The following is a 26,041-nucleotide window of genomic DNA, read 5'->3' on the forward strand; positions in this document are numbered from 1 at the left end:
ATCATAATCATGATCGTCGATGTTCGGACGCATCTTGATCTCCTTGATCTCCTGCGTCTTCTGGCTCTTGCGGGCGAGGTTGGCCTTTTTCTGGGCCTCATATTTGAACTTGCCGACATCAAGAAACTTGGCGACGGGCGGATCAGCGTTGGGCGACACTTCGACCAGGTCGAGGCCAACGGCTTGCGCCTGTTCCATCGCTTCGCGGGTGTACATCACCCCCAGATTTTCGCCATCCTGATCGATCACGCGCACTTTGGGCGAGACGATGAATTCATTAAAGCGCGGACCGTTGATCGGCGGTGGCGCGAGTGGGCGCCGGGTCATGGGAGGACGTATGGGTAAAGCTCCTGTGGTTGTAAGGGGTCTATATAGGGTTTTTTGCGCGAATGCGAAAGGGTGATGCGGCCCGATCAGCGAAGATCGGGCGGCGTGGCATCCTTGACCAGCATTGCCACCAGATCATCGAGCGTCATCATCTGCTGCCGGTCGCTGCCGAGTTGACGTAGCGCGACGGTGCCTTCCTCCGCCTCACGCTTGCCGACGACGAGCAGATTGGGGACTTTTGCCAGCGAATGTTCGCGCACCTTGTAGTTGATCTTCTCGTTGCGCAGATCGGTTTCGACGCGGATGCCGGCCTTGGCGAGCTTGTCCGCCACCTGGTGCGCGTAATCGTCGGCGTCGGACACGATCGTGGCGACGACCGCCTGCACGGGTGACAGCCAGAGCGGGAAACGCCCGGCATAATGCTCGATCAAGATGCCGATGAAGCGTTCGAACGTACCAAGGATCGCGCGGTGGAGCATGATCGGCCGGTGGCGCTCGCCATCCGCGCCGACATAGCTCGCATCGAGCCGCTCGGGCAGCACCGTATCGGTCTGCATCGTGCCGACCTGCCATGTCCGCCCGATCGCATCGGTCAGGTGGAATTCCAGCTTGGGCGCATAGAAAGCGCCTTCGCCCGGCAGTTCTTCCCAGCCATAGTCAGCCGTATCGCGCCCGGTGGCCTTCACCGCATCGCGCAGTGATTGCTCGGACCAGTCCCACATTTCCTCACTACCGAAGCGCTTTTCGGGGCGCAGCGCGAGCTTGATCGCGTATTTGTCGAAACCGAGATCGCGATAGACCGAATCGAGCAGATCGCAGAACGCCTTCACCTCATCGATCAATTGATCCTCGCGCACGAAGATATGCGCGTCGTCCTGCGTGAACTGACGCACGCGCATGATGCCGTGGAGCGCGCCATGGGCCTCGTTGCGGTGGCAGCAGCCAAACTCGGCCATGCGGATCGGCAGGTCGCGATAGGATTTGATGCCCTGCTTGAAGACCAGAATATGCGCCGGGCAATTCATCGGCTTGAGCGCCATCATGTCGCCCTTGCCATGCAGTACCGGGCCTTCGCCCTCGGCATTGGGGACCTCGTCGGGCACCGCGAACATGTTTTCGCTATACTTGCCCCAATGGCCGGATCGCTCCCACTGGCGCACGTCCATCAGCTGCGGCGTCTTGATCTCGGCATAGCCCGCTGCGTCGAGCCGGCGGCGCATATAGGCCTCGAGCTGGCGCCACAGGATGAAGCCCTTGGGGTGCCAGAAAACCGACCCTTGCGCTTCGCTCTGCAAGTGGAACAGGTCCATTTCCTGCCCGATCCGGCGGTGGTCGCGCTTGGCGGCTTCCTCCAGCCGCGTCATGTGCTCGGCGAGCTGCTTCTTGTTGAGCCAGCCGGTGCCATAGATACGGCTCAGCTGCGGGTTGTTCTGGTCACCGCGCCAATAGGCGCCGGAGACGCGCGTCAGCTTGAAGGCGTCGGGATCGAGCTTGCCCGTGGAAGCAAGATGCGGCCCCCGGCACATGTCGAGCCAGTCCTCGCCCGACCAATAGACCGTCAGCGGCTCGTCGCCCGGCAGTTCCGCCGCCCATTCGGCCTTGAAGGTCTCGCCCTGCTGCTTCCAGCGGCTGATCAGCGTCGCGCGGTCCCACACTTCGCGGCGCAGCGGCTTGTCGGCGCGGATGATGGCGCGCATCGCCTCCTCAATCGCGGGCAGATCTTCATCGGTGAACGGGCCCCGCTCGGCCGTCGGCGCGAAGTCATAATAAAAGCCGTCGTCCGTCGACGGTCCGAACGTAATCTGCGTGCCCGGAAACAATTGCTGCACCGCTTCGGCCAGCACATGCGCAAAATCATGCCGCGCCATTTCGAGCGCATCGGCCTCGTCGCGACTGGTAACGAGCGCCAGCTGAGCGTCACCCTCAAACGGCCGCCCGATATCGCGCAACTCACCGTCGACGCGCGCGGCAATCGCCGCTTTGGCAAGGCCGGGGCCGATCGCGGCGGCGATATCTGCCGGCGTGGTGCCGGGGGCTACTTCCCGAACCGAACCGTCGGGCAGCGTAATCGCATAAAGGTCTGTCATAATCGTTCCTGTCGCATGGGCGCGCTTATGCACAAAGGGGCGTCAGGGGAAAGGGGAGAACGAGAAAGCGACGCCAGCCTCCCCCGTTCCCGGGTGGAGCCTGAAGCGTGGACGTCAACCGGTGACGCGCAACCCCAAGCCCCCCGGGAAGCCCCGGGTGGTGGTAACAAAACAAGTCACCTGAAACGGCGTGACAGCACCCCGCTAATCATTGTGTTGCCTGCTGCATCAAGCCTAACCTGTGCCTTACAACCTCAACGGGAGTCGCCGCATGTTAGACCTCACGCGTCCTGAAGGATCGGAGCCGCAGGATTTCCACCTGACCCGGCGCACGGCCGTTAGTATGTTTTTCGCAGGCTATGCGGTGGCCGCCGTGGCGGTGAATGCGAAACCCGTGACGACGCCCGCCGATGGGCTGGTGATCGAAGAAGTGTTGATCCCCAACGGGGCGGCCACGCCGCTCCCCGCTTATGTCGCGCGGCCCAAGGGTTCAGGCAAACATGCAACGATCATCGTCTGCAACGAGATTTTCGGGATCCACGATTACATCAAGGATGTCTGCAAGCGGCTGGCGACGCTTGGCTATGTTGCCGTCGCACCCGACTTTTTCTACCGCGCCGGGGTTAGCCTGCCGGCGCTGAAGGATTTCGCGCAAATCCGGCCAATCGTCGCCCAGGCAACGCCCGATCAGGTCGATGGCGATGTCAAGGCAACGACGGCATGGATCAAGGCGGCCAAATTCGCGCGGGCAGGCAAAATCGGCATCACTGGTTTTTGCTGGGGCGGCGCGGTCGTTTGGCGATCGGCGATGGTCAACCCCGATATTAAGGCAGGGGTGGCGTGGTATGGCCAATTAAAGCCGCTAATTCCCCGTGCCGCCGAACTCAAAGCACCAGTTCTTGGTCTCTATGGTGCGCTCGACAACGGCATCCCGCAAACCGATGTCACCGCCATGCTCGATGCGCTCAAAGCAGCTGGCAAAAATGACAGCAGCATCCAGGTATACGCCGACGCGCAACACGGCTTTCACGCCGATTACCGGCCAAGTTATAATGAGGCGGATGCGAAGGACGGCTGGGCGCGACTGCTGGCGCATTTTAGGGCACATGGGGTGGGGTGATTTTTTACCCTAAACATTTGCATCAATAGGACGAAGGAAGTTCATATCGGTGCGCGATCGTCCTGAATACTGTGTACCCGATCAACCTAGACCGATTTATTGGTCCTTTTCAGCATCTTTGCGCTTGAGTTTTCCCTTTGCGCCAATCAATTGTGTGAATCGAAAAGCATTGGTGCATCCTTAATTTTTAACGATCGCACGGTGCTCAACCGATAGGGGGCAGTTTGTGCGTAAAGGGGGATTTTTAGCATCGGTTTCGGTCATGGTGCTCGTGACCGCCTGTTCAGGCGGCAGCGGCTCAACATCTGCACCAGCACCGCTGCCGGCGCCGGCACCTATGCCAACACCTACTCCGACGCCGACGCCGACGCCGACGCCCACTCCAACGCCAACACCCACTCCAACTCCAACTCCAACGCCAACACCCACTCCAACGCCAACACCCACTCCAACGCCAACTCCAACGCCAACACCCACTCCAACGCCAACTCCAACTCCAACTCCAACTCCAACTCCAACTCCAACTCCAACTCCAACTCCAACTCCAACTCCAACTCCAACACCCACTCCAACGCCAACACCCACTCCAACGCCGACGCCGACGCCGACGCCAAACGCGTCGTTGATCGGGCTTAGCAATACCCAGACATTTACAGCGATCGGCGCGACAGCAGCGGCTACCTATCCAGGCAACGGCACCAGCGCCCAGCCCCGGCAACGCGCGGCAATTTCTGTCACTTACGATGCTGCAACCCAGAGCTATGCGATCGTCGCACCCCAAGCATCACAGACATTTACGCCATCTGACCGCGTCGCCGGGCTGAGCAACGCCAACCTCACGACCTTTCAGCGCATTGCTGGCACGACCACGGACACCCTTATTCTAACCAATCCCGGCACATCAGGCCTGTTCAACTACCAATTTGTGGGCGGCGGCATTCAAAGTCGCGTAGTGAGCGCGAGCGGGGTTGATGACGGTCGTTTCAATGCGTTTACCTATGGCATTCCCGCACCGAACACGGCGATTCCGCTGACCGGCACCGGCACTTTTCCGATTACGATCACCGGCATGCAGGCAATGAACAGTGCGCCCGTGCGTTTCGATGGCACCGGATTATTGACCGCCGATTTTGCGGCACGGACTTATAGTGGTTCAGGTATCGTAACGACCAGACTCCCGTCTGTCACAGGAAATGCATTCAGCCTATTGAACCAGCCGTTTTCGCTGAACGGCTTAATCTCAAATGGCACCGTAATCTTCGATGGTTCGATAATCGTCAATTCAACCGCAAGTTATACAGCCGGCATCAGCCTGGGTTTTTATGGTCCTGGGCTACAGGAAATCGGCGGATCCTTCACCGGCCAGAATGCAAGCAACCAGAGCATCGTCGGTGTTCTGCTTGGGCGCACCGGCACAACTGCCCCGCCGCTCGAAACGCTCGAATCCTTGCTCACGCCCGTCAGCGTCCAGGCGCTCTCAACGGGCATACGTTATTCAGCGAACAGCCCCGGATTAGGGTTTAACGGCGCGACGCTCGAATCGTCATTTCAATCGGAATTGCTACTCAACACACCGCCCGTGAGCTATATCTTTGGCGATACGCTCGATAGTAGCAATATTGTGGCGGCCGAATCCAATGCCCGCTTCAACGTGTATCGGCCGAATGCAAGCACCCTCGTCAGAATCTATCGGGCCGGGTCCGGGAATGACGAACTCGCGCTGAGCTATTCAGGGTTCGGCTCGCGGGAACTGCAATTTACCGGCGCACCGAGGATCGACCAGTTTTTCGTTTTCGGTCTGGAAACCGGCGTTTCGCTTCTTCCGAGAACCGGCACCGGGATATATCAAGGTGTTCTTTATGGCAGCGGGGTGGGTGCCGGCAGCTTTGCCGACCGGTTCAGTTTGACGGGCACGGCCAATTTCAACTTCAATTTCGCAGGCGGCACCTTCACCGGATCGCTCTTGCCCGTCGCCATCAACCAGCGCGATCTGTCCTCGACAAATCTTGGAACGTACACCTTTAGCAATGGCCAGGCGCCCGGGGCCAATGCCATGTCAAACGCGTTTTTTGGCGACATCATCGGTATTGCTGGCGCAACCGGACGGATCAACGGCAGGTTCTACGGCCCCAACAGTCAGGAAGTCGGCGGCGCGTTCAATCTCACGACCCCCGGCGCTGGAACAACCTTGACCATCGCTGGTGCGGTTGTCGCAAAACGCCAATAGATTGTTCGCATCCGTTGAAGAAATTGCCGATATGGCTGGCCGCATTGGCCGTGCTACCGCTTGCGCTCCACCCCGGAGCGGCGCTTGCGCAAGAGGTATCCGGCGTATCGGCGGTAAAGATGTTCGATCTGGCCGATAAACTCCGTGTGGCTGGGCGAATTGACGATTCAGAAGCAATTTATCAGGCGCTGACTCGCGATCCTGATCTCGAGATTCGCACCGAAGCCCGGTTTCGACTGGGTCTCATGCTCGCCGAATTGAATCGCCCGCGTGAAGCAGCGGTGTTGTTTCGTGCACTGCTCGATGAAAAACCGGATGCCCCCCGAGTACGCGTCGAGCTTGCACAGATTCTGGCGAAACTGGGAGATATGGGCGCGGCTGCACGCCAGCTCCGCCAGGCCCAATCGGCTGGGCTACCGCCCGATGTGGCGCGGGCAGTGGATCAGTTTGCTACCGCGCTGAGATCCTTCAAGCGCTATGGTGCCAGTATCGAGCTCGCCCTCGCCCCCGATACCAATATCAACCGGGCCACCGATGCCCGCACGATCGATACCGTGATCGCGCCGATCGACCTGAGCGACGATGCGCGGGCACGGTCCGGCCTTGGCCTAAAGGTTTCGGGTCAAGCATTTGCCCGCTTTGCGCTGGGGGCACGCACCGCCATATTGCCCCAGATTTCTGCCAGCGGGGACATATATGGGGCATCGCAATTCAACGACGTTTCCGCCCGTGCCCAGATCGGCGTCGAGCGATCGGGCCTAGGTTCGGGGCGAGCAACGCTGTCGGTCGGCCAAAGCCTGCGCTGGTTCGGCGGCAATCCCTTTTTGCGGATGACCGATGCGACGCTCGATTGGCTAAAGCCCCTGGGCAAACGCAATCAGCTCACGCTGGGCGCATCGATTGGCCACGCCGTTTATCCGATCAATCGCCTGCAGGATGGTCTGCTGATCACGGGCAATATTGGCTATGAACGGGCCTTCACGCCGCGATCGGGCGGTAGCATGCGGATCGATGCGTCCCGCCAGACAGCGGCCGATAGGGGATATTCGAACGTCGCGGCGGGCGTGACCGGTGTGTATTTCCGCGACATCGGCCGGACGACCGCGTTCACGTCAATCACCGCACGTCGGCTGATTGGCGATGAGCCCTTCTTTCTGTTCCCCGAAAACCGCCGCGAATGGCTGATCCGATCGACCCTGGGCGCGACCTTCCGCCAGGCCACGATCCGCGGTTTTGCCCCGATTGTCCGATTGAGCTATGAGCGAAATTTCTCAACGGTCCCCTTGTTCGATTATGGCCGCAAGACAATCGAACTGGGCATCAACCGCGCGTTCTGAAGGCTGCAACGCACCGCATCCATTGCCTTTCAGCCATCTATTTCCTCGGCCTGCCTAGCTGCTTTGGTGACGAATAGCATCTAAGCGACCAGGCTCCGTGCGGCTGGGCGCGACTTCTGGCGCAATTCGAGGCGCATGAGGTGGCAGGTCCGCAGACGGACGTCGGTCGATCGGACAATTCTTTGTCATTCTTCAAGCCTGCCCGCTCCGGCACCAACGCCTTTTCTATTCGCTGTTAAGCCATCGTCGGCTGGGCACGCGCCAACCCCCAAAATCCGCCAAATTTTCGCTTATTCGTTGATGGCGCGCCCGTGCCAATTGATCTGCCACACGGCTTTTGCATTGACGGACCTTGGCTGATCGTCAACCGGGGGCTACGATACCGATCAGCAGCGCAATTCAGCATAGGCACTGAGCAAATTACGATTCCCGATTTGCATAATCGCCCCTGCGCGCCCGCAGATAAATTTCGCCCAAGCGATTGGGTTGTTCCTGTGTTAATCAATGGTCAATAGCTAATGATGTTGCTGTTTACGCTATGAAAATTTCAGATCTCCGCGTTGCACTGTTAAGCGGAAACTATAATTACACGCGCGACGGTGCCAATATGGCGCTGAATCGCCTTGTCGGCTATCTGCTCTCGCAAGGGGCGGCCGTGCGGATCTATTCGCCGGTGGTCGACAAGCCGGCCTTTCCCGCGACAGGGGATTTGATCGGCGTGCCGGCGATTCCCATTCCGCTCCGGTCTGATTACCGGATCGCCTTTGGGATGGGTCGCCGGATCAAAAACGACCTGCGCGATTTCGCGCCCAACATCATGCATATCTCTGCACCGGAAACGCTGGGGCATTGGGGCGTATCCTATGCCCGCCAGCATGACCTGCCGTTGATGGCATCAGTGCACACGCGGTTTGATACCTATCTTCGCTATTATCGTCTGGGGCTGCTGGAGCCGTCGCTGACTGCCTTGCTGCGGCGCTTCTATCGGCGCTGCGATGCCATTGTCGTGCCGTCGCAGTCGATGGCCGATTTGTTGCGCGACCAGCAGATGAATGACGATATCGGCATCTGGCCCAGCGGTGTTGATCACCATATTTTCACGCCCGAAACGCGTTCGCTCGAATGGCGGCGCTCGGTTGGCATTGCCGATGACGAGGTGGTTGTCGGTTTCTTCGGCAGGCTGGTGCTGGAAAAGGGTATCGCCGTTTTCTGCGATACGATCGACGAACTGAAGCGGCGCGATGTCAAGATTCGTGTGCTTGTTGTCGGTGACGGCCCTGCCCGCACCGTGTTCGCCAATCGCCTGCCGGACGCGATATTTGCAGGGTTCCAAAGCGGCGACGCGCTCCCCCGCGCGCTTGCCTCGATGGACATCTTGCTTAACCCAAGCGTCACTGAAACCTTTGGCATTGTGACGCTGGAGGCCAATGCCTGCGGTCTGGCCGTGGTTGGGGCCGATGCCACCGGCACATCAAGCCTGATTGTCGATGGCGTGAATGGACGGCTAATCCCGGCTGGCGATGTGAAGGGCTTTGCCGACGCGGTTGAGCGCTATGTCGCGCATCCTGCTGATCGCGCTGCCGCTGGTGCCGCTGGCATCAAATCCGCCGCTGCCTATAGCTGGGATGCCGTCAACCACGCCTTGGCCGATACCTATCTGCGCGTGATTGAAGGCCATCAGCAAGTGCAGAACAGCCGCCCGGCCTAGGCGACGCGCTATTTACCCGGCTTGCCGCCTGGCTTCCAGCTTGGCCGAAACGCGCTATTGGCCAACCAGCGCGCTGGCCCGACCAGTGACTGGATGGCGGCGGTCATGAAATCAATGTCGAGCTTTTCGACCGTGTCGTTCGGCGTATGATAGGTCGGCACCACCGCCCAGCCGGATATTGTGTGCGCCACCACGCCCTGCAGCGCGAGTGAGTAGTTGTCTGATCGCTGGAAGAAGTTCTGCTCGGGATACGGGTCCGCCGTCACAAGCGCGCCATGCGCCTTCATCGCCTCGCCAAAAGTAGATCGGTCGTAGCCGGTCATCATCATCACGCCTTTTGGCAATTTCGGGTCCTGCGCACCGATCATCTCGATTTCGAGATTGGCAATAATGTTTGAGAGCGGCACCGGCGGATGTGCGGCGAAATAGGTCGAACCAAAGCCGCCAATTTCCTCGCTGCCATAAGCGACGAACAGGATACCGCGCTTCATTGGCTTGCCCGATGCCAGCACGCGGGCCAGCTCAAGCACGGCGGTGGTGCCCGAGGCATCGTCATTGGCGCCCGGCATCACTACGCCATCGGCGCGTCGCCCAAGATGATCGAGATGCGCGGAGAACAGGATGACGCCCGCCTTGGGGTCAGTGCCCGGCAGATAGCCAATCGCGTTGGTGGTCGGCGCGGTCGTCGTCACGATCTCTGGGAAGCGCAGCGCGATATCGCTGCCCGGCATCGCCGCCAGCGCCTTAAGCGATGCGTCGGAGAGCGTGGCGAGCGCAGTGCCGCTGGCGGTCGCCATCGATGCGCCAGCGCTTGCCGCACCTTCCGGGCGGATCGGAAATTGCGGCTCGCCACCCGTTTGCGCGACGCGGCTGCGCGTCGCCGCACTTTCCGGCACGATAACGAGCTTCACCTTCTTGGCTTGCGCAGCGCGGAGCAGCGCAAAGGGCGACGCCTTGGCTGAGGTGACCACCACGACATCGCCCATGGGCAATTCCTTGGGATCATCGCCGGTGAAGACGGCCAGCGTGCCGATCACCCCGCCGCTCGCGATCAGCACCGATGCGCCGTCAACCGGCTTGCCATTGGCAGTGAGGACAGCCGCGCCAACCGCGCGCTGACGGACGAGATTGATCGACTGGAGATAGCCATCCATCCCCGGCGCGGGCTTTAGCCCATAAGCCAGGAACTGGGCGGCGACATAGGCAGCAGCAATCGCCTCATCCCGCGTGCCGCTGCCGCGGCCCTGCAGCGCGTCACCCGCCAGGAAGCGCTCATGCGCCAGCACCCATTCGCGCTTGACGGTCGCCGCCGATGACGTGCGCGCCTCGGCCAGTGGGGCGGCAAGCATCGCCCCCATCCCCAGCATCAAAGCAAGCGCGGCATGCGGGCGAGGAGAGGGCATCAAGAAGGACCTTTCGGGGCTCAAGCGATCATGCCGAACGGCACAACCTTGTTGTCGGCATCATGACCGATATCCGCCGCGCCAAGAAAGGGCACGCCGAGATCGCGGCACCAGCGCGTGATCATTGTGTCCAGCGGCTCGGTCCAGGGCGGATCATTGGGCTGGATATCGCTGATCCGGCCAAGCCTGATTCCGGCAACCCCTTTGAGCTGAGTCGCGTTGGCGATCTGGAACAGCATGCGGTCGATGCGGTAAAGCGGTTCGGACACATCCTCGATCAGCAGGACATGATCGGTCAGGTCGGGCATCCACTGGGTGCCTGCGAGCGACGCGAGTATCGCGATGTTGAACGCCGCACTTGGCCGTCCGGCTAATCCGCCTTCCAGCCCCGCCCGGTCCTTCGCCACCAGCCATCCCAGCGCGCGCGCTACGGCCGCGCTGCCATTGCTGCGGGCCAGGTCCATTACCAGCGGGCCATGAACGGGCCGCCCGATCCGCCGGGCATAAAGCGCGCCAAGCAGGAAGCCCATGTCGGAATAGCCCAGATAGGTCTTGCGCGCCGCCGCCGGCCCCAAAGCGGGCATCACTGCCTCCACTATCCGGTTCGATCCATAGCCGCCGCGCGCAAACCATATCGCGTCGATCGTCGGATCATTGGCGACCTCAAGAAACGCGGCAGCGCGCGCTGAATCCGGCCCGCCAAAATGGCCATCGACCAGATAGCATTGCGGGTGGATCACCAGCTCGACGCTTGGAAAAGCGAGCGCCGCCAGCGCCTGCACCTCGGCAGCAACCGCCCGGTCCAGCGTCTTGGCCGGTGCCACAATCCCGATCCGCATCTTGCTGTCCCGCCCCGGCTTGCCCCGCGTCTGAAATGTCGCGATAGCGCGGGCGCATGAGCACAGGCAAATCCTTCTTCTTCGTCGGCATTGGCGGCAGCGGCATGATGCCGCTCGCGATGATCCTCGCCGGGCAGGGCGCGACCGTCGCTGGGTCGGATCGCAGCCTTGACCAAGATCGGCTGCCAGCCAAGTTTGATCAGCTCCGCGCGATGGGAATCGCGCTCTTCCCGCAGGACGGCAGCGGCATCACTAGCGCCGACCAGATCGTGATCGCCTCCGCCGCCATCGAAGCCACCGTCCCCGACATGATCGCTGCCGACCGCGTTGGCGCGACCCGGATGAGCCGTGCCCAGTTGCTCAGCGATTTGTTCAACGCAGCCCCCCAGGCCATCGGTGTCGCTGGCACCAGCGGCAAATCGACCGTGACGGGGATGATCGGCTGGATGCTGCAGGCACTTGGCCGCAACCCGACGGTGATGAACGGCGCCGTGATGAAAAACTTCGCGCATGCCGATGCGCCCTTTGCCAGCTCCCTGGTCGGCGCGGGCGATCTGTTCGTCAGCGAAGTCGATGAAAGCGATGGCTCGATCGCGCTTTACCAGCCGGCCGTCGCGGTGCTCAACAATGTCAGCCTCGATCACAAATCGCTCGATGAACTGCGCGCGCTGTTCGCTGATTTCATCGGTCGCGCCGGCCACGCCATCGTCAATATCGACAACCCCGATGCCGACGCGCTCGCCGCCGCGCTGCCGGCCGACCGCGCCACCCGCTTCTCGATTGAGCGCGCGGCTGATCTTCAGGCGATCTTCATTGAGGAAAAGCCGTTCGGCGTCGATTTCATGGTCACCGAAGCTGATCTGATCGTTGAAGTCACCTTGCAGGTACCCGGCCGACACAATGTCGCCAATGCGCTGGCAGCGATCGGCGCGGTGCGCGCGGTTGGCGTTTCGCTGCATGACGCGGCCTCTGCGCTGGCCGGTTTTGCCGGGCTAAAGCGCCGCTTCGATCTCGTCGGGCAAGTCAATGACATCGCGGTAATCGACGATTTTGGGCACAACCCGGACAAGATTGCCGCCACGCTGGAGACGCTCCACGCCTTTGCCGGGCGCCTGCTGATCCTGTTTCAGCCGCATGGCTATGGGCCATTAAAGGTGATGCGCCACGAACTGGTCGCTAGCCTGGTCGCCCATATGGCCCCCGATGATCTGCTGGTGCTGCCCGACCCGGTCTATCATGGCGGCACGGTGACGCGTGAGGTCACCAGCGCCGACATCATTGCCGACATCGCCGCCACCGGCCGCCACGCCCGCCACATCCCGCTGCGCGAGCAAGCGGCGGCCTGGCTGGTCGATCAGGCCCGGCCGGGTGACCGCATCATCGTGATGGGCGCGCGCGACGATACGCTCAGCCAGCTTGCGGCGGATATGGTGACGGCGCTGGCATCGCGCGGATAGCGTGATAAGGTATCACACCGGCAACCAAGACGAGATCGCCCATGTTCCGCCGCCTGTTCCTCGAACACCCTGAATCGGTTGGTGAAAGCTATGCCGAGCATTTCCGCGTGGCGGGCGGCTTTGGCGTGACGATGATCGTCGGCGGGCTCGGCGCAGTGCTCCACGCCTTCCTACCCTTTGTCTGCAAGACGCGTGGCAGCGACACGATCAACACCCTTCACGCCCGCATGGTCGCCAAGCGCGACGCAAAACGCGCGGCGACGACGCAGATGAAGACGGTCGACTATATCATCTGACGACCGCGCGCTTTGGCGCGCCCCGCTTCCCTGATCGACAGCTCATTTGCGTTGCTCGGCACCCATTGATGGCGACCGTAGGCGCTGCATTTTGGAAAGCGTCCGCTCCACAATGACAAGCGTCATTGACAATCCGCGACTCGCGATGTAAAGTGTCCTTCACTAATTCGAAAGGAAGCTTGTCATGGCTAAATCTCTGGCGCTGCGTCGCCATGATCGAGCGATCATCGGGCTCAGTCTGGCCTATGCGGCGGCGTTGATCGGGGCCAATCTGGTTTTCAAAGGCGCTGCGCCGAACGGCCCGTTGGCCTATGCGGTTGCCGTTTTGCCCGCCCTGCCGATCATCGGCATGTTCGCCGCGATCGGCCGCTACCTAAACGAGGAGCAGGACGAATATGTCCGCATGCTCGCCGTGCGCAAAACGCTGATCGCCAGCGCCTTTGCGCTCAGCATCGCGACGGCCTGGGGCTTTTTGGAGAGCTTCAACGTCGCTGGCCATGTCGATAGCTATTACATCGCCGTGCTGTGGTTCGGCGGGCTGGGCGTGGGGGCGTGCTTCAACCAGATCGCGCCCGCAGGCGCTGCCGCATGAAGGCCGTCCGCACCGACCCGGCCTTCCGGGCCTATCTCCGCCGATTTTTCCCGACCATGGCGCTGTACGTCATCCTCGTCTGGGCGTCGCCCTTCGCGATCGAGTCCACCGGTGCCACTGGCCCGTTGCTCTGGGCGATCGCAATCCTGCCCGCGCTGCCACTGATGGCGGTATTCTGGATCATCGGGCGGCTGCTGATTGAGCTGCGCGACGAATATATCCGCATGCTGCAGATTCGCCAGGCGCTGGTCGCCACTGGCTTTGCGATGTCAGCGGCGAGCGCCTGGGGCTTTCTGGAAGTCTATGCCGATGCCCCGCATCTGCCGTTATTCACGGTGCCAATCCTGTGGTTCGGGGGTCTGCTCATCGGGTCGATCGTCAATGTCGTGCTTGAACGACAGGCGAGTGACGCATGAAGAATCGCCTCCGCGTGCTCCGCGCCGAACGCGCATGGAGCCAGGGCGATCTGGCCGACCGGCTGGAGGTGTCGCGCCAAAGTGTGAACGCCATTGAGACCGGGCGTTACGACCCATCCCTGCCGCTCGCCTTTCGCATCGCCGAACTGTTCGAGCTTTCGATTGAAGACATTTTCATCAGCCCCTCAAAGGAGTCCTGAATCATGAACCACCTTCTGCTCCGTCTGTCGGTTGCTGTGCTGGCCCCGATCGCGATTCTTCACCCGCAAGCAGCCCATTGCCAGGCCGCCCCGGTCACGGCGGCACCCAAGCTTGATCCTGTTGTCACCCAGTTGCCGCATATTTCAATCGCGACGGTCGGCAAGGGACCGGCGCTGTTCCTGATCCCCGGCCTCGCCAGCCCGCGCGCAGTGTGGGACGGCGTCGTTGCCGATCTTGCGAAAACCCACCGCCTCTATCTGGTCCAGGTCAATGGTTTTGGCGGCGATGATGCGCGTGAAAACACCAAGTCCGGTCTGCTTGACGGGATCACCGCCGATCTCAACACCTATATCGTCGCCAACAAGATCAAGGATGCAGCGATTGCTGGGCATTCGATGGGCGGTCTGCTCGCGATGATGATGGGCGCGCGCTATCCGCAATCGACCGGGCGGGTGCTGGTGGTCGACTCACTGCCCTTTTTCAGCCTGTTGTTTGGCCCGACGGCGACCGTCGAGAGCGCCCGCCCCTTTGCCGAACAAGCGCGCGCCCGCACGATATCGACACCGCAAGCGACTGCACCCGTGACGAGCGATCCAGGGGGCATCTGGTCGATCACCGCAGAAGGTCGGATCAAGGTCGCCAATTGGGGGGCCAAGGCCGATCCACGCGTGTCGGGTCAGGCCGTCTATGAAGTGATGACCACCGATCTGCGCCCGGAACTCGGCAAAGTTACCGCCAAGCCCTTTACCGTGCTTTATGCGACCGGTGCCGGCCCTAAGGCCAAGACCATCTGGGAAGGCGGCTATGCCGGGTCGCCAGCGACTTTGGTGCCGATCGCCGATAGCTGGCATTTCATCATGCTCGATCAACCAGCGGCATTCTTGCAGGCACTGAAGTCCTTTGTTGGTCCGCAATGAGGCGGTTGATCGCCTAGCCCGCATCGAATCATTTGACCCCGGCGTCGCGCTCGGCTCCACCTAGGCGACGACCGGGGGGCAACGAATGACGACCGACCAGCAACAAGAAGCGTTTGAGTTTACCAGCGATTGGAAACAATTTGCGCCGATCGCCTTCACCAATTTGCTGCTCTGCATTGTCACGCTTGGCATTTATACTTTCTGGGCCCGGACGCGTGAACGCCGCTATTTATGGAGCAATACGCGCTTTATCGATGATCGGCTGGAATGGACGGGCACCGGGCTTGAACTGTTGATCGGCTATGTGTTGGCGATCATCCTGTTCGGCGTACCGGTCGCGGCGCTGCAATTCGGGCTGCAATCGCTGGCGATCCGCGGCTATGGCGCCGCCGCCGCCGGGATAGGCATCGCCCTCTATTTCGCGCTGCTCTATATGGTCGGCATCGCTATTTTCCGGGCGCTGCGCTACCGGCTGAGCCGCAGCTATTGGCGCGGCATTCGCGGCGGCAGCGACAGCCAGGGCTTTGGCTTTGGCTTCAGCTATTTGTGGCGCACCATCGTCGGGGCATTCGCCTTTGGCCTGCTGGTCCCCTGGTCAATGGTCAGCTTGTGGAACCAGCGCTGGAACGCGATGAGCTTTGGTCCGATGCCGTTTGAATCCAATGCACGGGTCGCGCCGGTGTTCGCACGCTATCTGCTGTTTTACCTCACCCCCATCATCATGCTCGTGCTGTTCGGCGTGCTGGCCTTTTTGGGATTTGCCGGCGGGATAGGCCAAATGGCGCCGACGCCGCAGCAACTACAGCAGAACGTCATCTTCATCGCGGTGGGGACATATCTGCTGTTTTTCGTGGTGTTCGGGCTGATCGCTTTGGTGTTTTATTCGGCCTATTTCCGCGAAGTGATCAGCCAGCTGACGCTGGGCGACCTCTCCTTTGAATTCACCGCCACAAGCTGGGACTGGTTCAAACTGGTGTTCGGCAGCCTGTTGCTGGTGGTGTTTACGCTGGGCATTGGCCAGATTTTCGTCGGCTATCGCAACTGGACCTTTTTTATCCGCCATATGCGGGCCTATGGCGAGGTCCGGATCGATACGCTCACCCAGTCCGCCACCCGCGAACCCGGCCAGGGCGAAGGACTGCTTGATGCCTTTGATGTTGGTGCGTTCTGAGATGATCGAACCGATCCGCGTCTGGCATTATGACGGGCAGATAGCGGTCCGCCGCGAGCCGCAGTTGATCGACGACGGCGCGATGTTCCGCCTGGTGGAGGGCGATTGGACGAGCGATTCGGTCGCCTATGCCGATCTGGTCCCGCGCGATCCGATCGGTGGCCAGCCAAGCTATGGGCTGAAAAAGCTGCCAGGCTGGAAAATCGGCTTTTTCAGCCCGCCGCCGGCCGGCTTGCTGGATCGGCTGCCCAAGCCGCGTACCTATGGCGGGCTGATTGATCGCTTCGGCCTGTGGCCAGCCGCCGCCGGCTGCGGCGTGCTAGCGGCGAGCGCGCTGTTCGTGGTGGCGCAGACGCCATCGCTGGTCGCCAAGCTGGTGCCACCCGCGGTGGAGCGCCAATTGGGCGACGCGATGGTCGGCGATTTCGGCAACAGGGCCTGCACGAACGAGCCTGGCCGTGCCGCGCTCGCCATGCTCACTGATCGGCTTGGCGTGCGCGGTCAGCAAGGCGTGCGCGACCGGCGGGGCATTGATGCCAGCGACATCATCGTCGTCAACATCCCCATCAACAATGCCGTCACGCTGCCTGGCGGGCGCATCATCCTGTTCAATGGCCTGGTGCAGGATGCCAAATCGCCCGACGAGATTGCTGGCGTTCTTGGCCATGAACTTGGCCATGTTGCGCACCGCGACGTGCTCGAATCGCTGTTGCGGCAATTGGGGCTGAGCGTCGTGCTCGGCGGGCTCGATGGCAATATCGGCGGCTATACCAACATGCTGCTGTCGACCGCCTATTCGCGCAGCGCCGAATCGCGCGCGGATGAATTTGCAATTGAAACGCTCAACCAGCACCGGATTTCCCCTGCCCCGACTGCGGGCTTTTTCCGTCGGTTGGAAGGCGAAAAGCCGGGCCCCAAAGGCAGCGCCGCCACGCTGCTCGCTTATGTGTCGTCGCACCCGGTCTCGTCGCAACGCGCGGAGCGCTTCGCGCAGGCAGCCAAGCAACAAAAGGATTACCGTCCGGCGCTTGATCCGGGTCAATGGGCGGCGCTGCGATCAATCTGCACAGGAAGCAAGGCAGATCCCCGGTCGATGTTCGGCTTCTGACACGCCCGCGCCATCGGGGGACATGCTTTCCAAGGCCGCCCCTTTTGCCTAGACGCTGGCGACCATGACCGATGCCGTCTCCCCACCAACCGAGCCCGTTGATCCAGCGGCGGCGCGCCCGGCGCTTGCCTATCACCAGACCGAGGGGCGCGGGCCTACCATCTTGTTTCTGCCCGGCTATGCCTCTGACATGAGCGGCAGCAAGGCGCTGGCGCTCGAAGCCTGGGCGCGGGCGACGGGCCGCGCCTTTATCCGCTTCGATTATGGCGGCTGCGGCCAAAGCCAGGGCGCGTTTGAGGATCAGACGCTGGCCGGCTGGCGCGATGACGTACTGGCGATGATTGATCTGGTCGATACCGGGCCAGTCGTGCTGGTCGGCTCGTCGATGGGCGGCTGGCTGATGCTGCTCGCCGCGCTTGCCCGGCCGGATCGCATCGCCGCGCTGATCGGCATCGCTGCTGCCCCTGATTTCACCGACTGGGGCTTTAGCGTCGACGAAAAACTGGCCTTGCTCAGCAACGGACGGCTTGAGCGGCCCTCCCCCTATGCGCCAACACCGACCGTCTATACCCGCCACTTCTGGAGCTCGGGCGAGGCCAATCGCATCATGCACGGCGTGATCGCGATCGATGTGCCCGTCCGGCTGCTCCATGGGATGCACGATAGCGATGTCCCGGTGATGCGCTCGGTTCGGCTTGCCGAGCTCATTCGTTCAGCCGATGTGCAGCTGGTCATCGTCAAGGATGGCGATCACCGCCTGTCACGCGATAGCGATATCGCACTGCTGATCCGCGCGGTGGAGGAAGTGATCGACCACCCATGATGTTCCTGCTGCTGCTTGCCCAAAGCGCCGCCCAAACGCCGGCCGCCACACCGCCATCCATCGCCGAGGGCAGAGCAGCGCGGTATGACGAGTGCGTTGATCTGGCGACCGGCGATCCGCCCCGCGGCGCTTCGGCGGCATCGCAGTGGCGCACGAACGACGGCGGCTTTCTCGCCCGGCAATGCCTGGGCATCGCCTATGCCAATCAGCAACAATGGATCCCAGCGGCCGAGGAATTTACCGCCGCCGCGCAGGAAGCAGAAGTGGCGCGCGACCCGCATGCTGCGCAATATTGGGCGCAAGCCGGCAATGCCTGGATCGCGACTGGCCAACCAGCCAAGGCGCGCGCTGCGCTTGATGCTGCGCTGGCCGCCGGGACACTGACCGGGCTTGACCGTGGCGAGGCGCAGTTTGATCGCGCCCGGGCCTTTGTCGGCATTGGCGATCTCGAGTCGGCACGCGCTGATATCGATAAGGCAATCGAGCTGGCACCTGCAGACCCCCTGATCTGGCTCGCCTCCGCCGCGCTCGCGCGTCGGATGGAAGATCTGCCGCGCGCGCGCAGGGATGTGGCGGAGGCATTCCGCCTGTCCAGCGATGACCCGTCGGTTTATCTGGAAATCGGCAATATCTCGGCAGTAGCCGGCGATGAAGCGGGCGCCCGATCAGCCTGGAATGACGCGATCCGCATCGCACCGTCGAGCCCGGCCGCCGAAAGCGCGCGCACCGCGATGCAGCAGTTTACGACCGACCCACCCAAGCCTTGACCGGATGGCATTTTCCACCGCGTCGCCCTATGTCCTAGTCGGGACGTCAACCCGGAGCCATGCCAGACCCAAATCGGAGCGCAGCTTTGAAATATCTCCACACCATGATCCGCGTCAGCGATCCGGATGCGACCGTCAACTTTTTCAAGCTACTCGGGCTGGAGGAGCAAAAACGCTTCGATAGCGAACAAGGGCGCTTCACGCTGATCTTCCTCGCCGCGCCGGGTGACGAGCAAGCGCAGGTTGAGCTGACCCATAATTGGGACCCGGAAAATTATGGCGAAGGTCGCAATTTCGGCCATCTCGCTTACCGGGTCGATAATATCTACGAAACCTGCCAGCGGCTGATGGATGCCGGCGTCACGATCAACCGCCCCCCGCGCGACGGTCATATGGCGTTCGTTCGAACCCCCGATAACATCTCGATCGAATTGCTCCAGGACGGGCATTTGCCGCCCGCTGAACCCTGGGCATCGATGCCGAACACGGGGCACTGGTAATGGCCGGTCTGGAGGTCGTTCGCCTTCCCGTCCTCAGCGACAATTATGTCTGGCTGATGCACGATGCGGCATCAGGCGAAACCGTCATCATTGATCCCGCTGTCGCCGGTCCGGTACTCGCTGCCGCCGACGCCCGCGGCTGGACGATCTCCGCGATCTGGAACACGCATTGGCACCCCGATCACACCGGCGGCAATGCCGAGATCAAGGCCGCGACCGGGGCGATCATTACCGGCCCGCGCGCCGAAGCCGGGCGCATCCCGACGCTCGACAAACAAGTGGCGGAGGGCGACACAGTCAGGATCGGCGCGCATGTCGCAACCGTCCTTGAAACCCCGGCGCACACCGCAGGCCACATCACTTATTATCTCGCCAACGACGCTATCGCCTTTACCGGCGATACGCTGTTCGCAATGGGCTGTGGCCGGTTGTTTGAAGGGACCGCCGAACAGATGTTTGCCAATATGCAGCGCCTCGCCGCGCTGCCGGACGAGACAATGGTCTATTGCGCGCATGAATATACCCAGTCCAACGGTCGCTATGCACTTGCCGCCGAACCCGATAACAGCGCGATTGTCTGGCGCATGACCGATGTCGACGCGGCCCGCGCGCGTGGTGAGCCGACCGTGCCAACAACAATTGCGCTCGAACGCGCCACCAATCCTTTCATGCGCGCAAGCTCAGCGGCGATGCTTGCTGAGCGGCGCGCAGCAAAGGATGTATTTACCGGCTGAATCTGCTATAGAATCGTGGACGGGGCGACGGCCAAGGGGCCAGTATTGGAGACCAAGATGCGCATCATCACCTTGACGACCCTGCTCTTGCTCGCCGGCTGCACGGCAAATGCCCGCAGTTCTTCCAATCAGACGACAGACGAGAGCAATGCGGCCGAACTCGCCAAGGCGCTTGACGGCCTGACGCCGGGCAAGCCGCGGTCCTGCCTCAATCCGTTGGCGCGTCGCTATGAAACCAAGACGATCGGCGACACGATCCTGTACCGTGTAAACAAAAATCTCATCTATCGCACTGAAGCGCCGGGCTGCTCGCATGCCGCCTCCGGCGACGCGTTGGTGTCAGTCAATTATGGCAGCCAGCTATGCAGCGGGCAAATCCTCCAGACTGTCGATTTCTTCACGCGGATCTATACCGGTGGCTGTACGCTGGGTGAATTCACCCCCTATACCCGGGTGAAATAGGCGCCGCACCTTGGAGCGTGATGACGTTAGGTCGCCTCAACGTTATACCCGTTCGGGCTGAGCCCTTCGACTGCCTGCAAGGCAGGCGCTCAGGATAAACTTCGGCCAATATGGCCGAAGTCGAAGCCCACGCGCTACGCATGCCCTTCGACTTCGCTCAGGGCGAACGGAGTTTGGGTTGGTCCAATCCAAAGTCATCAGACTCTAGCCGCCAGCTTTACAGGACGAAGCGGCTGAGATCGGTGTTGCGGGCAATTTCTTTGAGCTGGCTGTCGACATAGGCAGCGTCGATGACGAGCGTCTCGCCGACCCGATCTTCGGCCTCGAAACTCACCGCCTCAAGCAGCTTTTCCATCACCGTCTGCAACCGGCGCGCACCGATATTTTCAATTTCGGCATTCACCTCGGCAGCGATCCGCGCGACCGCGCGAATGCCGTCTTCGGTAAAGTCGATCGTCACGCCTTCAGTTGCGATCAGCGCCTTATATTGGGCGGGTAGCGATGCCTTGGTGTCGGAAAGGATCGCGACGAAATCGGCCTCGGTCAGCGCTTTCAGCTCGACGCGGATCGGCAAGCGACCCTGTAGTTCGGGCAACAGGTCGCTCGGCTTGGCCACATGGAATGCGCCGCTGGCGATAAACAGGATATGGTCGGTCTTCATCGGCCCATATTTGGTCGCGACCGTCGTTCCTTCGATCAGCGGCAACAAATCGCGCTGCACGCCTTCGCGGCTGACCGAGCCACCTCGGACATCACTGACCGCGATCTTGTCGATCTCGTCGAGAAAGACGATCCCGTTGGCCTCTGCATCCGCCAGGGCGACCTGGCTAACCTCGTCCTGATCGAGCCGCTTGTCCGCCTCTTCCTCGACCAGCTTGGTCCAGGCAGCGGGCACGGTGAGCTTGCGGCGCTTGAGCTGCTGGCCACCCATCGCCTTGCTCATCATCTCACTCAGGTTGATCATGCCCATCTGCCCGGGCACCTCGAACGCTGGCTTCGCGGCGTCCTCCACTTCGATCTCGATCTCGGTTGCATTAAGGTGGCCATCACGGAAACGCTGGCGGAACGCTTCGCGCGTCGCCTCGCTCGCGCCCTTGCCGGTCAGCGCATCGAGCAAGCGGTTCATCGCCGCTTCCTCGGCCTTGTCCTTCACCGCGATCCGGCGGCGCTCCTTTTCCAGCCGCACCGCTTCCTCGACCAGATCTCGCGCGATCTGCTCGACATCGCGGCCGACATAGCCAACTTCAGTGAACTTGGTCGCCTCCACCTTGATGAAGGGCGCGTCGGCCAGCTTGGCGAGCCGGCGGCTGATCTCAGTCTTGCCGCACCCGGTGGGGCCAATCATCAGGATATTTTTGGGCGTCACCTCGTCACGCAGATCCGCACCGAGCCGCTGCCGCCGCCAGCGATTGCGCATCGCAACCGCGACGGCCTTTTTGGCATCGGTCTGGCCGATGATATGCGCGTCGAGCGCGGCAACGATGGTTTTGGGGGTCAGGGCGTCGTTCATTTCATCTTCTCGACTCCCCTCCCGCTTGCGGGAGGGGCTGGGGGTGGGAATGGCCACGGGCGAGGCGGTGGTGGCTAGGCCCACCCCCGACCCCTCCCGCGGGCGGGAGGGGAGTTATGTCGCCGAGTCGAGCGTCTCCACGGTCAGCCGGTCATTGGTGTACACGCAGATGTCCGCCGCGACCGCCATCGCCTTGCGCGCGAGTACCTCGGCATCGGCCTCATAATCAGTCAGCGCGCGCGCTGCTGCCAGCGCGAAGTTGCCGCCCGAACCGATCGCTGCGATCCCCTTTTCGGGCTCCAGCACATCGCCATTGCCGGTCAGGATCAGCGTCACATCCTTGTCGGCGACGATCATCATCGCCTCCAGGTTGCGGAGATATTTGTCGGTGCGCCAGTCCTTAGCGAGCTCGACTGCCGCACGCAGCAATTGCCCATGATGCTGCTCCAGCTTGCGCTCAAGCCGCTCGAACAGCGTGAAAGCATCCGCCGTCGCGCCCGCAAAGCCGCCGATGACGCTGCCGTCACCGAGCTTGCGGACCTTCTTGGCATTGGGTTTCATCACCGTTTGGCCCATCGAGACCTGACCGTCACCGGCGATCACGACCTTGCCACCACGCCGCACGGAAAGGATTGTGGTGCCGTGCCACACCATCGATTGTTCGCTCATGAGTGGCGATATGGGAGCGCGGGTGCGGGTGCGCAATCCACCCCCCTCCCCTACCGACTGTTCGCCTTTAGGAACGCAACGCTGTCCGCCAGCGTCGTCGCATTGCCGCGAAACGGCACCGACAGGCCCATCACCAGATCATTGTGGCTCTTGCCCGGATAAAGCTTCAGCACAAACGGCGCCCCGACAGCCTTCAACCGCCTTGCCAGGCGCGGCGCGTTGCGCGGCTTCACGACATCGTCGGCGGTGCCTTGCGCGATGAACAGCGGCGGCGCATCGGCGCGGGCGAAGGTAACCGGCTGCGTCTCGGCGGGCTTTGGCCAGGCGCCGAACGCGGCACGCGATCGCGGCCCGTCAAACGGATAGAAATCGAGCGGGGCCGCGAATAACGCCGCAGCACGAACGGTGCGCGGATCAACGCCAATCTCCTTAAGATAGTGCCCGTCGAGCGCAAGGATCGCGGCGTTGTAGGCGCCTGCCGAATGGCCCGACAGCGTGATCCGGTCAGGATCACCACCATAGGCCGCGATGTTATCGCGGACCCATTTCACCGCCAGCGCAGAATCCTGGACAAAGATAGGGAACACCACGCCCGGCACCAGCCGGTAATCGGGGACGACCGCAATAAAACCGTTGGCTGCAAAGGCCCGGCCTGCAAACGCATATTCCTGCCGCGACCCTTTTATCCAGGCGCCCCCATAATAGAAGATCACGACCGGCAGTTTCTCCTTGCCGCGCTTGGCCGGCGCCCAGATATCAAGCTGCTGGCGCGGTGCCGTGCCGAAATCCAGTCCCTCGGCAATCTGCTCGACCGGCGCATCGGGCGCCATCATCTTGTCGATCAGATTGAGCATCATCGGCGGCGACGCGAAGAAATAGCCATAGCCGACGGCCAGCAGGATCGCGCCCAGCAGGCCAAACACCACATTACGGATCATTGCAGAAATTTCCTCAGGCCACCGGATTCGGTGCTCGAGCAAGCCTGCGTCATGACGAAACCGGGCGCAAGTCCTGACAGGCCGATTGCCACTACCCCGCATCGCGCCTATCCTGCCCACAACCAAAATAGGAGAGCGATATGCGGAAATGGGCGATCAGTGCGTTGGCGCTGGCGAGCGTCATCAGCGGCACGGCAATGGCCAAGGGGCCGACCTACAACGCCAGCATTGTCCGCACCAGCTATGGCATTCCGCATATCACCGCGGCCAATTGGGGCGGGGTCGGCTATGGCGTCGGCTATGCCTATGCGCAGGACAATCTGTGCATGCTCGCCGAGGAATTCGCGACCGTCGCGGGCGAGCGATCCAAATATTTCGGCCCGAAGGCCACAGCCGTGCTTGGCTTTGGCCCGATCGACAATCTGTCATCGGACGTCTTCTTCCGCGCCGCGATTGATCTGCCCAAGCTGCGCAAGAACCTGCTGAAACAGGGTCCAGATGCCACGCCGATCCTGGCCGGCTACGTCGCTGGCTATAACCGGCTGCTGCGTGAACTCGGCACCGAAGGCGTCCCTGTCGCCTGTCGCGGCAAGGCCTGGGTCCACCCGATCACCATCGACGACATGCTGCGGCTCACCGAAAAGCAGATGCTGCTGGCGAGTTCGCTTGCCCTCGCTCCTGCCGTTATCGGTGCCGTCCCACCAAGCGAGGCAAAGGCCGCGCGCAACGACATTTCCCTGCCCGATCCCGACAAGATCGGTATTGGCAGCAATGGCTGGGCCTTCGGGGCCGATGTCACCACCAACGGGCGTGGCGTGCTGGTCGGCAATCCGCATTTTCCCTGGAATGGCCCGTCGCGCTTTTGGCAAATGCATGTGACGATTCCCGGCGTGTACGATGCAATGGGCGTTGGTCTGGCGGGAACGCCGCTGGTGACATTGGGCTTCAACAAGGACATTGCCTGGACCCACACCGTTACGGCCGCGCGCCACTTCACGCTCTTCGAACTGGCGATCGATCCCGCCGACCCGACCAGCTATATCGTTGACGGCAAATCGGAAAAAATGATCGCTCGCACGGTCAGCGTGCCGATGCCCGACGGCGCCGCCCCAGTCGAGCGCACGCTCTATTCGACCCGGTTCGGCCCGATGGTCGCTGCCCCCGCGCAGTTGCTCGTGTGGAGCAAGACCAAGGCGTTTGCGATGCGCGACGCCAATGCCGGCAACCAGCGCGGGCTGGGCACCTGGGAGGCGATTGGCAAAGCGAAGAACGTCGCTGACATCAAGGCGGCGGTATCGACAACGCTCGGCATCCCCTGGGTCAACACCATTGCTGCCGATCGCTATGGCGACGTCCTCCACGCCGATGTCACTGCCGTGCCCAATGTCTCGACCGAAAAGGCAAAGGCCTGCGCGACCAGCCTGTCGGCGCTCGTTGCTGCCCGGGTCACCCTGCTTGATGGCAGCAAATCGGCGTGCGACTGGGACAATACCCCAGGCACCGCTGCGCCCTATCTGCTGCCCGCCAGCGAACAGGCGATCTATGAACGCCGAGACTATGTCGCCAACAGCAATGACAATTACTGGCTGAGTAACGCCAACGCGCCTTACCGCGAACTCTCGCCGATCCTGGGGCCTTGGGGCACGACGCGCACGCTGCGGACCCGATCGGGCCTGGTCGAGATTGACCGCCGACTGACCGGAACCGATGGCCTGCCCGGCAACAAGGTCGATCAAGGGATCGCCGAAACAATGGTCTTCGCCAATAAGAGCCTGGCGGGCGAACTGGTCATCGACAAGCTGCTGGCGCTGTGCGCCGACAAGGCCGATGTCGCCGCTGCCTGTGCGGCGCTGAAGGGTTGGGATCGCCGCGTCAACGTCGACAGCCAGGGGGCGTATCTGTTCCACCAATTCTGGATCAAGGCGCAGAATATCCCCGGCATCTGGGCAACCAAGTTCGACCCCGCTGACCCGGTCCACACGCCGCGCGACCTGGTCACCGACGGCGCAATCGGCGAAAAACTGATCGCGACGCTGAAGGCCGCCGCCGACCAGCTCGCCAAGGAAAACATTGCGCTCGACGCGCGCTGGGGCGATGTCCAGTTCGCCCAGCGCGGCGATCAGCGCATCGCCATCCATGGCGGCGATGGCCAGCTCGGCATCCTGAACGTCCAGATTGCCACGCCCGTCCCGACGGGCGTCACGCCGGTCCACGGGTCAAGCTATATCCAGGTTGTGACCTTTGGCGACACCGGGCCGCAGGCGGACGCGGTGCTGAGCTATTCGCAATCGACCAATCCCGCCTCGCCGCATTTCGGGGACCAGACCTTGCTTTATTCAGCCAAGCGCTGGGTCCGCCTGCCCTTCACGCCAGCGGAGATAGCGGCAGATGCGCAAGGGCCTGCGGTAAAGATCAGCGAATGAAGGCCGGCC

At 61.9% G+C, this 26,041-nt stretch carries 26 protein-coding genes; 18 read left to right on the top strand and 8 right to left on the bottom strand.

Annotated elements, in window-relative coordinates:
* On the bottom strand, positions 1-327 hold a 327-nt coding region (gene infC / locus B7Y43_RS13555; RefSeq protein WP_374132196.1), incomplete at its 3' end, for a translation initiation factor IF-3.
* An 86-nt stretch (positions 328-413) separates the two neighbouring features.
* Positions 414-2,414 carry a threonine--tRNA ligase gene (thrS, locus tag B7Y43_RS13560; RefSeq protein ID WP_374132197.1) on the bottom strand — a complete coding sequence of 667 codons (2,001 nt, stop codon included), beginning with the start codon at positions 2,412-2,414 and terminating at the stop codon, positions 414-416.
* A gap of 271 nt (positions 2,415-2,685) precedes the next feature.
* Between thrS and B7Y43_RS13565 the strand changes: the two genes are divergently transcribed.
* A complete protein-coding gene (locus B7Y43_RS13565; protein WP_374132198.1) occupies positions 2,686-3,534 on the top strand; it encodes a dienelactone hydrolase family protein in 849 nt (282 codons plus the stop codon).
* Between the two features lie 347 nt (positions 3,535-3,881).
* Here the strand turns inward: B7Y43_RS13565 and B7Y43_RS13570 are convergent, their stop codons facing one another.
* Positions 3,882-4,148 (bottom strand): hypothetical protein, encoded by a 267-nt coding sequence (locus B7Y43_RS13570; protein ID WP_374132199.1) that lies wholly within the window; start codon positions 4,146-4,148, stop codon positions 3,882-3,884.
* 8 nt (positions 4,149-4,156) lie between these two features.
* Here B7Y43_RS13570 and B7Y43_RS13575 point away from each other — a divergent pair, with 8 nt between their 5' ends.
* The 3 genes from B7Y43_RS13575 (at position 4,157) to B7Y43_RS13585 (ending at position 8,806) form a co-directional block, all read left to right on the top strand.
* Positions 4,157-5,761 (top strand): transferrin-binding protein-like solute binding protein, encoded by a 1,605-nt coding sequence (locus B7Y43_RS13575; RefSeq protein WP_374132200.1) that lies wholly within the window; start codon positions 4,157-4,159, stop codon positions 5,759-5,761.
* A gap of 14 nt (positions 5,762-5,775) precedes the next feature.
* Positions 5,776-7,098: a tetratricopeptide repeat protein gene (locus tag B7Y43_RS13580; protein WP_374132201.1), complete on the top strand. Its 1,323-nt coding sequence runs from the start codon at positions 5,776-5,778 to the stop codon at positions 7,096-7,098.
* A gap of 538 nt (positions 7,099-7,636) precedes the next feature.
* Positions 7,637-8,806, top strand: coding sequence for a glycosyltransferase family 1 protein (locus tag B7Y43_RS13585; protein ID WP_374132202.1), 1,170 nt, complete (start codon positions 7,637-7,639; stop codon positions 8,804-8,806).
* A gap of 8 nt (positions 8,807-8,814) precedes the next feature.
* Here the strand turns inward: B7Y43_RS13585 and B7Y43_RS13590 are convergent, their stop codons facing one another.
* Both B7Y43_RS13590 and B7Y43_RS13595 read right to left on the bottom strand, forming a co-directional pair.
* Positions 8,815-10,209, bottom strand: a complete 1,395-nt coding sequence (locus B7Y43_RS13590; protein WP_374132203.1) for a M28 family metallopeptidase — start codon at positions 10,207-10,209, stop codon at positions 8,815-8,817.
* Between the two features lie 20 nt (positions 10,210-10,229).
* Positions 10,230-11,048 carry an LD-carboxypeptidase gene (locus B7Y43_RS13595; protein ID WP_374132204.1) on the bottom strand — a complete coding sequence of 273 codons (819 nt, stop codon included), beginning with the start codon at positions 11,046-11,048 and terminating at the stop codon, positions 10,230-10,232.
* Between the two features lie 56 nt (positions 11,049-11,104).
* On the opposite strand from B7Y43_RS13595, the gene murC reads away from it, so the two are divergent.
* The 13 genes from murC (at position 11,105) to B7Y43_RS13660 (ending at position 20,492) form a co-directional block, all read left to right on the top strand.
* Positions 11,105-12,505, top strand: coding sequence for a UDP-N-acetylmuramate--L-alanine ligase (gene murC / locus B7Y43_RS13600; RefSeq protein WP_374132205.1), 1,401 nt, complete (start codon positions 11,105-11,107; stop codon positions 12,503-12,505).
* Between the two features lie 41 nt (positions 12,506-12,546).
* Positions 12,547-12,801 carry a DUF6356 family protein gene (locus B7Y43_RS13605; protein WP_374132206.1) on the top strand — a complete coding sequence of 85 codons (255 nt, stop codon included), beginning with the start codon at positions 12,547-12,549 and terminating at the stop codon, positions 12,799-12,801.
* 184 nt (positions 12,802-12,985) lie between these two features.
* Positions 12,986-13,393, top strand: coding sequence for a hypothetical protein (locus B7Y43_RS13610; RefSeq protein ID WP_374132207.1), 408 nt, complete (start codon positions 12,986-12,988; stop codon positions 13,391-13,393).
* Positions 13,390-13,809 (top strand): hypothetical protein, encoded by a 420-nt coding sequence (locus tag B7Y43_RS13615; protein WP_374132208.1) that lies wholly within the window; start codon positions 13,390-13,392, stop codon positions 13,807-13,809. Before B7Y43_RS13610 ends, B7Y43_RS13615 begins: the two co-directional genes overlap by 4 nt.
* Positions 13,806-14,009, top strand: coding sequence for a helix-turn-helix transcriptional regulator (locus tag B7Y43_RS13620; RefSeq protein ID WP_374132209.1), 204 nt, complete (start codon positions 13,806-13,808; stop codon positions 14,007-14,009). The genes B7Y43_RS13615 and B7Y43_RS13620 overlap by 4 nt, the downstream gene beginning before the upstream one ends.
* A gap of 3 nt (positions 14,010-14,012) precedes the next feature.
* Positions 14,013-14,927, top strand: coding sequence for an alpha/beta fold hydrolase (locus B7Y43_RS13625; RefSeq protein ID WP_374132210.1), 915 nt, complete (start codon positions 14,013-14,015; stop codon positions 14,925-14,927).
* Between the two features lie 85 nt (positions 14,928-15,012).
* The gene (locus B7Y43_RS13630; protein ID WP_374132211.1) at positions 15,013-16,098 is read left to right on the top strand and encodes a YjgN family protein; all 1,086 of its coding nucleotides are present in this window, start codon (positions 15,013-15,015) and stop codon (positions 16,096-16,098) included.
* Positions 16,073-17,206, top strand: coding sequence for a M48 family metallopeptidase (locus tag B7Y43_RS13635; RefSeq protein WP_374132212.1), 1,134 nt, complete (start codon positions 16,073-16,075; stop codon positions 17,204-17,206). Before B7Y43_RS13630 ends, B7Y43_RS13635 begins: the two co-directional genes overlap by 26 nt.
* A gap of 64 nt (positions 17,207-17,270) precedes the next feature.
* A complete protein-coding gene (locus tag B7Y43_RS13640; RefSeq protein WP_374132213.1) occupies positions 17,271-18,029 on the top strand; it encodes an alpha/beta fold hydrolase in 759 nt (252 codons plus the stop codon).
* On the top strand, positions 18,026-18,796 hold the full coding sequence (locus tag B7Y43_RS13645) for a tetratricopeptide repeat protein (protein ID WP_374132214.1): 771 nt from the start codon (positions 18,026-18,028) through the stop codon (positions 18,794-18,796). Before B7Y43_RS13640 ends, B7Y43_RS13645 begins: the two co-directional genes overlap by 4 nt.
* Positions 18,797-18,882: 86 nt before the next feature.
* The gene (locus tag B7Y43_RS13650) at positions 18,883-19,296 is read left to right on the top strand and encodes a VOC family protein (protein ID WP_374132215.1); all 414 of its coding nucleotides are present in this window, start codon (positions 18,883-18,885) and stop codon (positions 19,294-19,296) included.
* Positions 19,296-20,030 carry a hydroxyacylglutathione hydrolase gene (gene gloB, locus B7Y43_RS13655; protein WP_374132216.1) on the top strand — a complete coding sequence of 245 codons (735 nt, stop codon included), beginning with the start codon at positions 19,296-19,298 and terminating at the stop codon, positions 20,028-20,030. The genes B7Y43_RS13650 and gloB overlap by 1 nt, the downstream gene beginning before the upstream one ends.
* A 57-nt stretch (positions 20,031-20,087) precedes the next feature.
* Positions 20,088-20,492, top strand: a complete 405-nt coding sequence (locus tag B7Y43_RS13660; protein ID WP_374132217.1) for a hypothetical protein — start codon at positions 20,088-20,090, stop codon at positions 20,490-20,492.
* 217 nt (positions 20,493-20,709) lie between these two features.
* Here B7Y43_RS13660 and hslU read toward each other — a convergent pair whose 3' ends face one another.
* From hslU to B7Y43_RS13675, 3 genes are all read right to left on the bottom strand, one after another.
* Positions 20,710-22,002, bottom strand: a complete 1,293-nt coding sequence (gene hslU / locus B7Y43_RS13665) for an ATP-dependent protease ATPase subunit HslU (RefSeq protein ID WP_374132218.1) — start codon at positions 22,000-22,002, stop codon at positions 20,710-20,712.
* A gap of 114 nt (positions 22,003-22,116) precedes the next feature.
* Positions 22,117-22,671, bottom strand: coding sequence for an ATP-dependent protease subunit HslV (gene hslV, locus B7Y43_RS13670; protein ID WP_374132219.1), 555 nt, complete (start codon positions 22,669-22,671; stop codon positions 22,117-22,119).
* A 50-nt stretch (positions 22,672-22,721) separates the two neighbouring features.
* Entirely contained in the window at positions 22,722-23,609 is an 888-nt protein-coding gene (locus B7Y43_RS13675; protein ID WP_374132220.1) for an alpha/beta hydrolase, read from the bottom strand.
* Positions 23,610-23,749: 140 nt separating this feature from the next.
* Between B7Y43_RS13675 and B7Y43_RS13680 the strand changes: the two genes are divergently transcribed.
* Positions 23,750-26,032: a penicillin acylase family protein gene (locus B7Y43_RS13680; RefSeq protein ID WP_374132221.1), complete on the top strand. Its 2,283-nt coding sequence runs from the start codon at positions 23,750-23,752 to the stop codon at positions 26,030-26,032.
* Positions 26,033-26,041 lie beyond the last annotated feature (9 nt).

Source organism: Sphingomonas sp. 28-62-20 (assembly GCF_002281505.1).